The sequence below is a fragment of the Granulicatella sp. 572.rep1_STHE genome, assembly GCF_001073445.1.
Taxonomy (GTDB): Bacteria; Bacillota; Bacilli; order Lactobacillales; family Aerococcaceae; genus Granulicatella; species Granulicatella adiacens.
Window position 1 is genome coordinate 1 of record NZ_JVBO01000043.1, and the last position, 13,007, is coordinate 13,007.

14 protein-coding genes are annotated in these 13,007 nt (G+C 38.0%); 8 read left to right on the forward strand and 6 right to left on the reverse strand.

Annotation, left to right across the window (positions count from 1 at the left end):
* The 4 genes from ADH99_RS09150 to cbiM form a co-directional block, all read right to left on the reverse strand.
* A partial coding sequence (locus ADH99_RS09150) for a helix-turn-helix domain-containing protein (RefSeq protein ID WP_049555913.1) occupies positions 1–690 on the reverse strand: 690 nt, incomplete at its 3' end.
* Between the two features lie 154 nt (positions 691–844).
* Complete coding sequence (locus ADH99_RS09155) at positions 845–1,570, reverse strand: energy-coupling factor ABC transporter ATP-binding protein (RefSeq protein ID WP_049555783.1); 726 nt, start codon at positions 1,568–1,570, stop codon at positions 845–847.
* A gap of 12 nt (positions 1,571–1,582) precedes the next feature.
* A complete protein-coding gene (locus ADH99_RS09160; RefSeq protein ID WP_049555782.1) occupies positions 1,583–2,371 on the reverse strand; it encodes an energy-coupling factor transporter transmembrane component T in 789 nt (262 codons plus the stop codon).
* The gene (cbiM, locus tag ADH99_RS09165) at positions 2,364–3,344 is read right to left on the reverse strand and encodes a cobalt transporter CbiM (protein WP_049555781.1); all 981 of its coding nucleotides are present in this window, start codon (positions 3,342–3,344) and stop codon (positions 2,364–2,366) included. The genes ADH99_RS09160 and cbiM overlap by 8 nt, the downstream gene beginning before the upstream one ends.
* A 171-nt stretch (positions 3,345–3,515) precedes the next feature.
* Between cbiM and ADH99_RS09170 the strand changes: the two genes are divergently transcribed.
* The 3 genes from ADH99_RS09170 to ADH99_RS09180 all read left to right on the forward strand — a co-directional run bounded on the left by ADH99_RS09170 (position 3,516) and on the right by ADH99_RS09180 (position 5,436).
* Positions 3,516–3,794: a GNAT family N-acetyltransferase gene (locus ADH99_RS09170; protein ID WP_049555780.1), complete on the forward strand. Its 279-nt coding sequence runs from the start codon at positions 3,516–3,518 to the stop codon at positions 3,792–3,794.
* A 250-nt stretch (positions 3,795–4,044) separates the two neighbouring features.
* Positions 4,045–4,665, forward strand: a complete 621-nt coding sequence (locus ADH99_RS09175; protein WP_049555779.1) for a class I SAM-dependent methyltransferase — start codon at positions 4,045–4,047, stop codon at positions 4,663–4,665.
* A gap of 3 nt (positions 4,666–4,668) precedes the next feature.
* Positions 4,669–5,436: a class A sortase gene (locus tag ADH99_RS09180; protein WP_049555778.1), complete on the forward strand. Its 768-nt coding sequence runs from the start codon at positions 4,669–4,671 to the stop codon at positions 5,434–5,436.
* 40 nt (positions 5,437–5,476) lie between these two features.
* On the opposite strand, the gene ADH99_RS09185 is transcribed toward ADH99_RS09180, so the two are convergent.
* A complete protein-coding gene (locus ADH99_RS09185) occupies positions 5,477–6,364 on the reverse strand; it encodes a cation diffusion facilitator family transporter (protein ID WP_049555777.1) in 888 nt (295 codons plus the stop codon).
* Between the two features lie 979 nt (positions 6,365–7,343).
* Between ADH99_RS09185 and ADH99_RS09190 the strand changes: the two genes are divergently transcribed.
* Positions 7,344–7,790, forward strand: a complete 447-nt coding sequence (locus ADH99_RS09190) for a flavodoxin (RefSeq protein ID WP_039849122.1) — start codon at positions 7,344–7,346, stop codon at positions 7,788–7,790.
* 61 nt (positions 7,791–7,851) lie between these two features.
* On the forward strand, positions 7,852–8,082 hold the full coding sequence (locus ADH99_RS09195; RefSeq protein ID WP_005606923.1) for a hypothetical protein: 231 nt from the start codon (positions 7,852–7,854) through the stop codon (positions 8,080–8,082).
* Positions 8,083–8,154: 72 nt separating this feature from the next.
* On the opposite strand, the gene ADH99_RS09200 is transcribed toward ADH99_RS09195, so the two are convergent.
* Positions 8,155–9,669, reverse strand: a complete 1,515-nt coding sequence (locus tag ADH99_RS09200) for a flavocytochrome c (RefSeq protein WP_049555776.1) — start codon at positions 9,667–9,669, stop codon at positions 8,155–8,157.
* Between the two features lie 496 nt (positions 9,670–10,165).
* Here ADH99_RS09200 and trpX point away from each other — a divergent pair, with 496 nt between their 5' ends.
* The 3 genes from trpX to ADH99_RS09215 all read left to right on the forward strand — a co-directional run bounded on the left by trpX (position 10,166) and on the right by ADH99_RS09215 (position 12,986).
* Entirely contained in the window at positions 10,166–11,200 is a 1,035-nt protein-coding gene (gene trpX / locus ADH99_RS09205; RefSeq protein WP_049555775.1) for a tryptophan ABC transporter substrate-binding protein, read from the forward strand.
* A gap of 106 nt (positions 11,201–11,306) precedes the next feature.
* Positions 11,307–12,203, forward strand: coding sequence for an ABC transporter permease (locus ADH99_RS09210; protein ID WP_049555774.1), 897 nt, complete (start codon positions 11,307–11,309; stop codon positions 12,201–12,203).
* Positions 12,204–12,986 (forward strand): ABC transporter ATP-binding protein, encoded by a 783-nt coding sequence (locus ADH99_RS09215; RefSeq protein ID WP_049555773.1) that lies wholly within the window; start codon positions 12,204–12,206, stop codon positions 12,984–12,986.
* Positions 12,987–13,007: the final 21 nt, after the last annotated feature.

Sequence of the window (13,007 nt, forward strand, 5' to 3'; positions counted from 1 at the left end):
TCGTCTGGCAAACATCAGCTCGCTTTCCACTTCTTGTAATTTTTTTAGTGCGGCATTTTCTGTTTCTAAATATTCGTTTCGTGCCTTTAATATAGCCATTTCTGCACGAATACGCTCAGTTTCTGTCTGTATATTATCTGGTTTTCGTTTTCCTCGACTGTCTATTAATCCATCAGGGCCATATTTTTGATATTTTTTTACCCATTGATACACCAAGTTGTACGAGATGTTATATTTCTGTGCAGTTTGTTTATAGTTTAATTGATTTTGAATACAGTCTTTGACGATAAGGATTCTTTCTTCGTGCGATGTTTTTCTATATTTCATAGTGTATACCTCTGGCTTAGGATAGTAGGCCTTCGTGGCCTCACCATTAGTATACTTAATAATCCAATTTCGTACAGTTGTAACAGAAGGAATATTATATTTTCTTGTGATTGCCGTTAAATAGGTTTTCGATTCTAAAAACTCTTTAACCACCATTTCTTTAAATTCATTTGTATAAGTGTTAAACCCATCTCTATCTTCTAAAGCAGAAAGTCCATATGCTTTATATTTCGAAAAATACATATTAAATGTTCCAGGTGAAATCCTTAAACCATATTCACTACGCAACTCACGAAAAGGCACACCATCTAAATACAATTCTATGAATCGTTCTAATTCTTTTGCAGTATGTTTCTTAGCCAATCTAAAAAATACCCCCTCTAAAGTAGTTTACTTTTTTAGTGTCTACTTTAGAGGGAGCATATCAAAGTGAATTTCGGGATTTTTTATATATGGTAGAAAAGTTTATAATATAAAGCAAAAAAAGCAAATGTATCATTTTTGATACATTTGCTTTTTAACAAGTAGTAAATGCTTTTCTTAGTTCTGGATGGATTTCCCAATCTATTTTTGAATAGCTAGTAGTAATTGTATGTTCTTCTGAAAAGAGAAGGACACGTTCAACGATAGAGGCAATTTGATTGAAATGATGAGAGGAAATAATGATGGTTTTTCCTGCTGTTTTTAACTCTTCTAGTAATTCCACAATGAGGCGTTGATATTTTGGTGAGAGGCCGTTAAAGGGTTCATCAAACAATAATACGCTAGGATTCATGGTGAGCACACTAGCAATTGCCACGAGTTTCTTTTCCCCGCCAGAAAGGTGGTAGGGAATCCGGTCTTTTAAGTGTTCGATTTCAAGGAGCGCCAGTGTATCATTCACTCGTTTTTCGATTTCTTCTTCGGGCAATCCGAGCTGACGTGGACCGAAGGCAAGCTCTTCAGCAACCGTCGTATTGAATAATTGAATGTCGCTGTTTTGGAAAATCAAACCGACTTGTTGGTATAAGTGACCAGCATTACTTGGGTCTTTTAAGAAGTCTGCATCAATTACCCAATTGTTGAATTGGTATTTCCCAGAAGAGAGAGGAAGTAATCCAACCAAAATTTTAAAAAGTGTTGATTTTCCGGCTCCATTTGGTCCCATTAAAGCCACTGTTTCGCCTTTTTCGATATGAAGGTTGATATCGTGGATTCCAATGTCTTCGCTGTAGTGATAATTTCCATCTTGAATTGTAATCATAAGCATTCCTTTCTAGCGTAGCACGGTTGTTACAACAACTAGCACGATTAATTCGAATAATAATAAGACGTCCTCTTTCTTCCAGTTGAAAGGGACTTTATTTTTGACATCCATTCCGTAACCTCGAAGCGTCATGGCCTCGTAGACTTCTTTCGTGTGGTTTTTCGATGATAAATACAAGAGCCCAAGAATCGATCCAAATAACCCGAGATTTACTTTTTGTCCGATGGTTCGCAGTTGGACGCATTCGATTTGTTGCTGTAGATGCTTTCCGAGGATATAAGTGTATTTCATCGAGAGTTCGATTGTTTGAATCATCGTTTTTGGAAAATGCAACTGGCGAAGCGCCTCAACGAGTTGAACGCTTGTCGTTGTGGCTAAAAAGAGCGACAAGTTTAAGACAAGAATTCCTGTACGACCAAGGAAGAGGCCACTGTTCTGGAAACCTCTTAGAAGAATGCTTGGTAAGAGGACAATCACTGTAAAGAGGAGTACGCGAGTAAGTACTTTCCAAAGACGAAGGAGTGCTTCTCCTGGAAGAAAGGCGATATGCGTTAATAGGAAAATCGCCAAAATCCATAGTTGGATGGTGGAATGGCTGAGTGTGATCAGAATGGCTAAGCACACAAAGTAAACGAGCCGCATTGAGGACGAAGATTTCGCCTGCAATGCGGGTGTCATTTGTTTCATTTTGCCAAGGAGACGGCGCAATGAGTTGATATTCATTTGTAAATATTGATGGCTTTTTGAAGAGGCTGCGAGTGCTTCTTCGGTTTTTAGCCAGTCAGGGAGTTTACGCATGAGATACTTTTGCTCCATTCATTGATCGAATCATTTTTCCTAAAATATAGAAGATTAATAGTGCAGTAATGGCCGATAAAATATAACCAACTGCGATGTTTGTCCCAGGGATGGTGTAGTCACTGAAGAGGGCTTCGAATGAAAATCCATTCTCGATTCCTGCTGGGACATTGGTCATCATTTCAGCAAGTTCTTCAGAAGACCATTCTCCAAAAGCAGTACCTTCTGCTAATAATCCTAATGGACTTAACACAACTAAGGCGATTAAGACATAGCGGATTTTCTTCACGAAAGAAGTCGTATTGACTAAAGTTGGTGTGTATAGTTCTTGTGGAGCGACTTGTTTTACGAAACGATAAATCACATAAGTAAAGAAGACTTCCACGGCACCGGCAATCGTTAAGTGAGTTGCCATCATGGCAGGAATCGTAACTGCTAATCCATAAGGGTTATACAGTGGCTCTCCTCCTTGAGTGGCAATGATTGGTTGGATTCCAAGTTCAATGGCTGTTAAAAATGCTGCCACATTAATCCCTACGTAAGAACCAACGAGAACTCCGGCTGTTTCATGGTTTTGTTTACGGAAGAAATTGTAAACAGCATATCCGGCAAATGGCATTGCAATCGCCATGTTGAAAATATTTGCGCCAAGAGCAAGAATTCCTCCATCTCCAAATAGAAGAGCTTGTAAGAGAAGAGCGACGGTCAACGCCAGACTTGCGGCATACGGTCCAATTAAGATTGAAAGTAACACGCCGCCAACAGCGTGAGCAGTTGTACCACCAGGGATTGGCACATTAAACATCATTAATAAGAAAGATAACGAAGCAGCGATTCCAAGCATAGGAGCTAATTCTTTATTCTCTTTTAATTGAGCTTTTACTTTCGTAATGGATAATCCCACTACCGGTGCAGCAGCAACTGCTAAAACTGCACAAGTTGTTGGGCTTAAATAATTATCGGGTATATGCATAACAAATTCTCCATTCTGAAAAATAATTTCTGTTAACAGAATACCATAATCAAAAAAATGACTTCGTTATAAAATAGGTATAACAAATGTTACTATTTTCGAATCACATTCTTCGATTTCTATCTCATTGAGTCGTATACTAGAGATAGAACTATAAAGGGGGAGTTGTTAATGGAATTTGTTCAAGAAAATCAAGCGTTTAGACATTATAATGCTGCAGGAGAAGTGGATGCAGAAATTACATATACTCCGGAAGAAGAGGGAGTGATTGGTGCGGACGCGGACCACACTTTTGTCGATCCTAGTCTTCGTGGACAAGGAGTAGCGCGTCAATTAGTAGAACGATTAGCTGTGTATGCAAGAGAGGAAAACTTAAAAGTTCGCCCAATTTGTTCGTACGTAGTGGAATTATTCAAAAAAAGTACTGACTACGACGATATTAAAATATAAAAAAAGTTTCATTTTAAAAAAATTCAAAGCAAAATTCACACAAAATTCAAAATTAACCTCTATAATCTATTTATACCCAATAAAACACCTAAGGTTTACTTCTCCCAAATAAAAAAATGAACTCCCAACATTTTTTTATTAGTAAACCCTCCTAACCTTTTCCCGCTGTTCCCAAACAGCGGGTTTTTTTGTTTTGGAAAAAAGGTGATTTATGCTAGTATGAAGAAAGATACAAAAAAAGGAGATACTCATGAATCAAAATCACTATTATACACAGCAACCAAATAGTAAGAGTCAAGAGAAACATTTTAGTTATGTTTTAAAAGGATTCTCTTTCCAGTTTGTTAGTGACAATGGAGTGTTTTCAAAGAATACCATTGATTTTGGAAGTCAGTTATTGATTGAGTCTTATGAAGTTCCTTCTTCTTTTCAGGAAGGAAAACTGTTAGATGTTGGTTGTGGTTATGGTCCAATGGGTTTGTCTTTTGCAAAGGCCTATCCGAAGATGCATGTAGAAATGGTAGACGTCAATGAACGTGCACTCGAATTAGCTAGACGTAATGCTAAAGCGAATGGGATTGAAAATGTATCGATTCACGAAAGCTCGATTTATGATGAAATAAATGCGAAGGACTATTCTGTTATTATTAGTAACCCGCCAATCCGTGCAGGAAAAGAAGTGGTCCATTGTATTTTAGAAGAGGCGTATGACCATTTAATAGATGGCGGCCAACTAGTCATCGTAATTCAGAAGAAACAAGGTGCTCCAAGTGCGCAAAAGAAAATGCAGGAAGTCTTTGGAAATGTAGAGCGTATTGCTTTAGATAAGGGATATTGGATCCTTGTGAGCACAAAAGAGAAAGAGGATTGATGTATGGAAAAAATAGAAGGAAGAAGAAATAGTCGAAACCAACAGAAGAATCATAAGCCAAAGAAAAAATTCAACTGGAGAATCTTTTTGGCGTCAATTTTATTTGTGATTGCTGCCATCTTGTTAGCTGCGGATCCGATTCGTACATTCTTATTATCTAGACTACAAGCAGAACAGTCTCAAATCAATTCTTCGTTAACATTATCAGCGGTTAAAGCCAATGAATTACAAGAAGCGGAATTTGACTTTTCTAAAGTAGAACCGATTGATTTAAATCAAGTTTTAAAAGCCAATATGAAAAAAGGCACATTCTTAACACTAGGACAAATCGCTGTTCCAAGTGTGAAATTGAATTTACCGATTTATAAAGGTTTAGCAAATGAAGTCCTTCTATCGGGTGCTGGAACGATGAAACCCACACAGAAAATGGGTCAAGGGAACTACGCATTAGCGAGTCATAATTATTTCGGAGATATGACTTTATTATTCTCTCCGCTGGTAAACTTAAAAGTTGGAGATAAAATTTATACAACAGATTTAGAGTATGTGTATGAATATGAAACAACATCCGTAGAATTAATCGAACCAACACGAGTGGAAGTTATTAATGACCAACCTGGTGTTACAGAAATTACTTTAATTACGTGTGATGATTACAATGCGACAAAACGTTATTGTTTTAAAGGGAAATACGTTTCAAAAACTCCCGTTAGCGAAGCAAGTGATTCTGTAAAACAGGCGTTCAACTTGAACTTTAATACGATTCAATAATAGAAAATCCCAATCTCTTCATAAAGAGATTGGGATTTTTTTACTCATAAGGATATGGTTCGACGTGAATATCGATAAATGAGATAGCAAACTCGTCGTAAAGCTCTTTTTCAATAAATTCCGTTACTTGATGACTTTTGAAAACTGTTAAATCTTCATCCATACAAACCGTTAAGTCGATATAAATATTCGATCCATAACGACGTGCTTTGATTTCACGAATATCTTTAACTTCAGGATGACGTAGGATAACTGGAATATATTTGTCTAGTTCAGTTTGGTCGAAGCCGTCTGTTAATTGGAAGGTACTCTCAGAAAATACTTCATAAGCTGTGCGGACAATGAGAAGGCCGACAACGAAAGCCATGATATTATCGAGCCAGTGTAAGCCAAGAGAAGCAAATAACACCGCTAAGGCTGTCAAGAAACTGGTCATCGCATCGCTTAAGTTATCTTTAGCGGTTGCCTTAAGTCCTAGTGATTGAATGCGTGCTGCCAGGTTTTTGTTGTAGAAGTATACACCAATCATCACAATCCCTGAGAAGAATCCAACGACAGAAGAAATGAGTGAAGGAGCCTCCGTTACAGGGCTAAGGAATGTTTGGAAGGCATTTCTGACGACTTCAATCCCGATGAAGAACATGATAAATGAAGTTGCAAGGCTGGCGATGGTTTCGAATTTCCAATGGCCGTAGGGGTGGTTTTCGTCGCTTGGTTTTTGTGACAAGCGTAACCCTACGAATACAAGGATTGATGAAATCACATCTGTAAAGTTGTTCCAACCATCGGCAAACAGGGCTTCGGAGTTGAAGAGTTTCCCAACGAACAGTTTTGCTGCAGATAAAAAGATATATGTGCCGATACTTAAGAGGGCTCCGCGTTCGGCTTGTTTGAGGCGATCCGTTGCTGATAATGGCAAAATTGTCATCTCCTAAAAATAAATTCGTTTATTATAGTAAAACTTTTGAAAAAGGGGTGCAACAGATAAAGTATACCTAAAAAACTCAGTGAATATGGTGGCTAATTCAATTCTTGGGAATCCTTACGGATGTTATTATCATTACCATAATAGGATACCGGCGCAAGCCTTGGTCTTGCGCCTTTCAAGCCTCAAAGAGGGAGTAGGAAACGAGTTTCCACTCCCTCTAATTCGCATTGAATATTATTCCCTATTATGGTGATGATAAAATCCGTAATGCCCAAGAATTGATTTACTACGTATTTACCTTCGTGAAATGGAAAAGTGCAAGGAGTTAATGTGTGCTTCTCACTAACTTTTTAAATTAAGGACGGTTATTATCATTATCATAATAGGATACCGGTGCAAGCCTGGGTCTTGCACCTTTCAAGCCTCAAAGTAGGAGTAACGAGCAAGCTCAAACTCCTACTAGGCACAGTGGTTGAATGGCATGAGCTTCACTGTGAACAGTTTGCTCATACCTATTCAACTTTGTGGGGGAAAGAAAACGAAATGCACGAGATGCAATGATGTATCTCGTGCGTTTCTGTCTTTCTCCCTCGCATTGAATATCGTTCCCTATTATGGTGATGATAAAATCCGTAAGGTCCAAGAATTGATTTACTACGTATCCACCTTCGTGAAAAGGAGAGGTGCAGAGAGTTAATGAGTGCTCCTCACAATTTTTTAAATCGTTACGGATGATTATGATAAAATCCGTAAGGCCCAAGAATTGATTTACTACGTATTTATCATCGTGAAATGGAAAAAGTGCAAGGAGTTAATGTGTGCTCCTCTCCTTTTATATATGTTATATCTTTGAGAGAATAGGGCGCAGGGAAAAAGTGGAGTTTGCTGTAGACTCTCCTATATTTTTAATCAGAAACAATAGACGGAGTTTTGTGGATTTGTTATAATCGTTGTATTGAATGAGAAAGAGAGTGGTATCATGGCAACAGCATTGATCGTATATGCAAGTTTAACAGGTAATACAGAAGAGATTGCGGATATTTTAGCAGAAGCATTAGAAGAACGTGGAGTAGAAGTAGATGTGAAAGAATGTACTTCAGCACAAGCAAGCGAATTCCATAATTATGATATTAATGTTGTCGCAACATATACTTACGGAACAGATGGCGACTTACCTGATGAAATCGTTGACTTCTATGAAGAATTAGAGGAAGAAGATTTAACAGGAAAAGTATACGGTGCACTTGGTTCAGGAGATACTTTTTACGATAAGTTCTGCCAATCCGTATTAGATTTTGATGCTCAATTTGCAAAAACAGGTGCCAAAAAAGGTGCTGAAAATGTCTTAGTAGACTTAAACGCAGAAGCAGAAGATATTGAACATATCCAAGCTTTCGCACAAAGCCTTGTTGAAGCTTTAGCATAATTGAAAATGTTGGCTACCTTAGACCATTCGTTTAGGGTAGCTTTTTTATTGGAGGAAAAGGATGTATTATACAGTACAACAAACCGCAGAGAATCTGGAAATAGAATTAGGATATCTCATGCATTTAATCCAAACAAAGCAAGTGAAGACGGTGGAAGTGGATGGAGAGGTACTGTTAAACAGTGCGCAGTTCGACTTCTTCTTGAAACAACGGGAACGTCTCTTAGAAGAATATCAAAAGTACTTGGATGAACCAATCCCAGAAGATATTGATATTAAGGATGAGGACTAGTCTTTTATAGTTCATTTCATAAAAAACTCTGAAGCACAGCTTCAGAGTTTTTCGTTTTTGTTCAATTGGAAATTAATTATTTTCTTTTGCATATGCAGCAGATTGGGCACCTGCTTGACGACCAAAGATGATGATATCAGCAACTGCGTTACCACCGATACGGTTTTCACCGTGAACGCCACCTGTTACTTCACCAGCAGCATATAGACCTTGAATCGCAGAACCGTCTTCTTTAAGAACTTGAGCTTTCGTATTAATCTTCAATCCTCCCATTGTATGGTGGATACCAGGAGCAATTTGGATTGCGTAGTAAGGACCTTTAGATAAGTCATGATCCATTGCTGTTTTACGGCCAAATTCAGCATCGTTCTTATCGGCAACAGCTTTATTCCAAGTTTCTAATGTTGCTTTTAAAGTATCAGCAGGAACATTAATTTCTTTTGCTAGACCTTCAATCGTATCTGCTTTTTTCACTAGTCCACGTTTTTCGTAGAATTTAACAGCTTTAGCACGTTCAGTTAAAGCAGAGTCAAATACTAAGTAAGCATATTTTTCTTTTAATCCAATAATTTGTTGAGAAACTTTATCACGAGTTTCCATTTCGTTGTAGAAACGTTTACCATCTTGGTTCACAAGAATAGCACCTTCACCACGAACAGATTCAGAAATCAATGTTGAAGTAGATTGTTCTACTGTTGGGTGGATTTGAATATCTTTCATATCTACTGTTGCAGCGCCTAATTCTTTTGCTAAAACAATTCCGTCACCAGTAGAACCTTTTTGGTTTGTAGTAACAAAGCCTTTTAATTCTGGTTTGTATTCAGTAACCATTTCCATGTTTGCACCAAATCCACCAGTTGTTAGAACAACTGCTTTTGCAGAGATTGTTTTTTCTTTACCATCGACAGTAACGTTAACACCAGTGACTTTACCATCTTTTTCATTCACTTTTGTCACTACTGCATTGACGAATAATGGAATTTCTCTTTCAGAAACATTTCGTAATAATCCATTTACTAAATATTCACCAACAGCTGAACCATCAGCAGGGCGGTGAGTACGTTTTTGACTCATTCCACCAGTAGTTGTTAAATTGCTTAGTGTAATTCCCATTGAATCTAACCAATCGATGGCACTAGCTGAATTATCTACTAAGTAACGAAGTAGTTCAGGGTTGTTAGTTCCATGTCCACCTTTTAGTGATTCTTCATAGAATTTATCGTTAGAATCTTGAATTCCTTCTTTTTCTTGGAATTTCGTTTGAGAAGCATTCATACCAGCTGAAGATTTTGTAGTATTTCCTCCTGCAGTTGGCATTTTTTCCAAGATGACTGGATTTAAGCCAGCTTCTTTAGCTTGGATGGCTGCTGAAAGACCAGCACCCCCTGAACCAACGATGATAACATCGTAGCTTTCTTTTAATGTTGAAGGATCTGCGTATTTTTGAGCAGAAGCACTTGCAACAGCTTCAGCAGTTGTAGTAGTTGTTTCTTTGGCTGAAGACGAAGATTGTGAACTATTATTTCCGCATGCTGCTAGTAATAGTACGGAAGATAAAGCTAAACTAGCTAAAATTCCTTTTCTCATTTTCATTCTCCTTTGTGAAAAAAATGTTTTATTAATTTCCTTTGATATAATAGCACAGATTTAAGAAAACCTCAATAAAAAATAAAGAATTGTTTAAGAAATAACAATGTGTTCATAGATATTGATAAAAATAAAAGATCATCTTTTTGAAAAAAATAGTTGACACCGAGGACATTTGCGTTCATAATGAACACATCACTAGAAAAGGAGTTAAGAACATGGCAAATATTTGTATCGTATTAAAATTAAATACGCGTTGGCAAAGCCACTAGATACAGGTTGTTCTTAACGTACATTTGTACATGTAGATACAACCTTCATTGACGTGAACTTGTATCTATGTGGAATTTATCTTTTAAAGCAAACTCGACCACGTAGATCTATAGACTAGAGCTGACGTGGTCTTTCTATTTGTATGAGAGACTCGTAGTGGAATACGTAGTCTCTTTTTTTAATAGAGTTTGCAATATCATATTCAATTTTGGAGGAATTCATCATGAAAAAGAACAAAGGCATTTATTTATTCGGAGTATTATTAGTATTAGTAGTGATAGGAGCACTATTCTTCAATCAATCAGGAGACAAAAATAAAGAAACAAATACAACTAACACAGCATCCACACAAACAGAAACCGTTAAAGTTGGGGTATTACAATTACTTAGCCACCCAGCGTTAGATGCCATCTATAAAGGGCTACAAGACGAATTGAAGAACGAAGGATACGAAGTTGGTAAAAACTTAGAAATCGACCTTCAAAACGCGCAAGGAGACCAAAGTAACTTAGCCAGCATGTCTGAAAAATTAGTTTCAGGCGGAAACAACATCTTAGTAGGGATTACAACTCCTGCGACTTTAGCGTTGGCGAACAATACAAAAGAAACACCAATTATCATGGGTGGGATTACTTATCCAGTTGAAGCAGGCCTAATCGCAAGCGAATCAAAACCAGGAAACAACATCACAGGGGTGAGTGACCGTACACCAATCAAACAACAATTAGAAATCATGAAACAAGTTCTTCCTAACATGAAGAAAGTGGGAATCCTTTACACTTCAAGCGAAGATAACTCTGTGAAACAAGCCGAAGAAGCGCAAAAAGCAGCGAAAGAATTAGGCCTAGAAGTTAAAGTATCAACAATTGCAAACACAAACGATATTCAACAAGTAACTGAAAGTTTAGCAAGCCAAGTAGATGCCATCTTCGTTCCAATTGATAACACAATCGCAAGTGCAATGGCAACAGTCGTTCAAGTAACAGATGCGGTTAAAATTCCAGTATTCCCATCAGCAGATACAATGGTTGCTGATGGTGGAGTATTAGGAGTAGGGGTTGACCAATACCAAATCGGTGTAGAAACAGCTAAAGTAGTTGTAAAAGTATTAAAAGGTGCAAACCCAGCCGATACACCAATCACATTAGCAAACAAAGGTGTTGTTTATGTCAACGAAGAAAAATCGAAAAAATTAGGCATTACAATTCCAGAAAGTATCTTAAAAGATGCACAAAAAGTAACACCAACAATTAAATAAGATAGTTTAGAAACGTTGATATGATAACGACTATATGATGTGGTGATTCATACACAATATGACTTAAACGTCATAATGATCGTTTCAGAGGAGGATTTTTTTCGAAATGGATTTAGTAATTTCTTCGATTTCTCAAGGGATATTATGGGGCGTATTATCCCTAGGGTTATTCATTAGTTTTCGAATTTTAAATATTGCAGATATGACGACAGAGGGGAGCTTTCCTCTTGGGGCTGCCACTTGTGTGATTTTGATTCAACAAGGGGTAAATCCATTTTTAGCAACGCTTGTAGCCATGATTGCTGGGGCGCTTGCTGGTGGAGTGACGGCATTTCTGATGACTGTTTGTAAAATCCCAAGTTTATTAGCAGGGATTTTAACAATGACGTCACTCTTATCAATTAACTTACGTGTGATGGGGAAAGCCAATATCACACTGCTTGGGCAAGATACCATTTTTAGTGTCCTTTCAAAACTGGGCTTACCAAAGTATTTTGACATCATCATTATGGGGCTTGTCGTGATTGGGATTTTAATCTTCTTGATGTATTGCTTCTTCAAAACAGAATTTGGACAAGCGCTGATTGCAACAGGGGACAACGAAAAGATGGCGCGTGCACTTGGAATTAACACGCGTAAGATGACGGTATTTGGTTTGATGCTTTCCAATGCACTCATCGCCTTAGCCGGTGCGATTTTAGCGCAAAATAATGGATACGCAGATGTGAACTCAGGTCTTGGAACCATCGTTATTGCTCTAGCTGCGATTATTATCGGTGAAGTGATTTTTGCGGACGAGTCTTTCGTAGGACGTCTTGTCTGCATCCTTTACGGATCAATTATTTATCGTTTACTATTAATGCTTGTGTTATTACTCAATGTCTTCCAAGCAAATGACTTCAAACTCATCTCAGCAGCACTGATTGCCTTCTGTTTAACAGTGCCGCAAATAAAGAGCTGGATTCAGCAAAAAAGCACACGTCATAGAAAGGGGGAAAACTAAATGAGTATTGAAATTCAACACTTGTCAAAAACATTTTTCCCTGGAACTTCACGTGAGCATAAGGCACTAAAACTCGTCAGCTTATCGATTCAAGAAGGGGACTTCATTACGATTGTCGGCGGAAATGGTGCAGGGAAATCGACTTTCCTCAATGCGATTGCCGGTAATTTTGCTTTAGATGAAGGAACGATTTCGTTTGGTGGTCATCAAATTGAACAGACTGCGGACTTTGAACGCGCAGCTTACATTAGTCGTGTCTTCCAAGACCCAATGCAAGGAACAGCTCCTCGGATGACGGTTGCTGAGAACTTAGCCTTAGCGAATCGGAGAGGTCAAAAACGTAGCCTCTTTAAAACGTCTTCTAAAGAAGAATTGCAACAATTCGAAGCCTTACTAGCCCCGCTAGGACTTGGATTAGAAGAACGTCTTCATACAGAAATCGGACTCTTATCAGGCGGACAACGCCAAGCCATTTCACTCCTCATGGCAACGATGAACGCTCCGCAACTATTACTATTAGACGAACATACAGCAGCGCTTGATCCGAAAACACAGCGCAAAATTATGCAGAAAACACAAGAAACCATCGAAGAAAAGAACTTAACCGCGCTTATGATTACACACAATCTATCTGACGCGATTCGTTTTGGAAACAGACTCATTGTCATGCATCGTGGCGAGATTGTACGCGATTTTGTCAAAGAGGAAAAAGCAGCATTAACAGAGGAAGAACTATTCCGTTTAATGAATGCTCTTGATGAAGCAGACTTACAAGGTGAATAAAATAAAGGAAGAAGTGAAAGA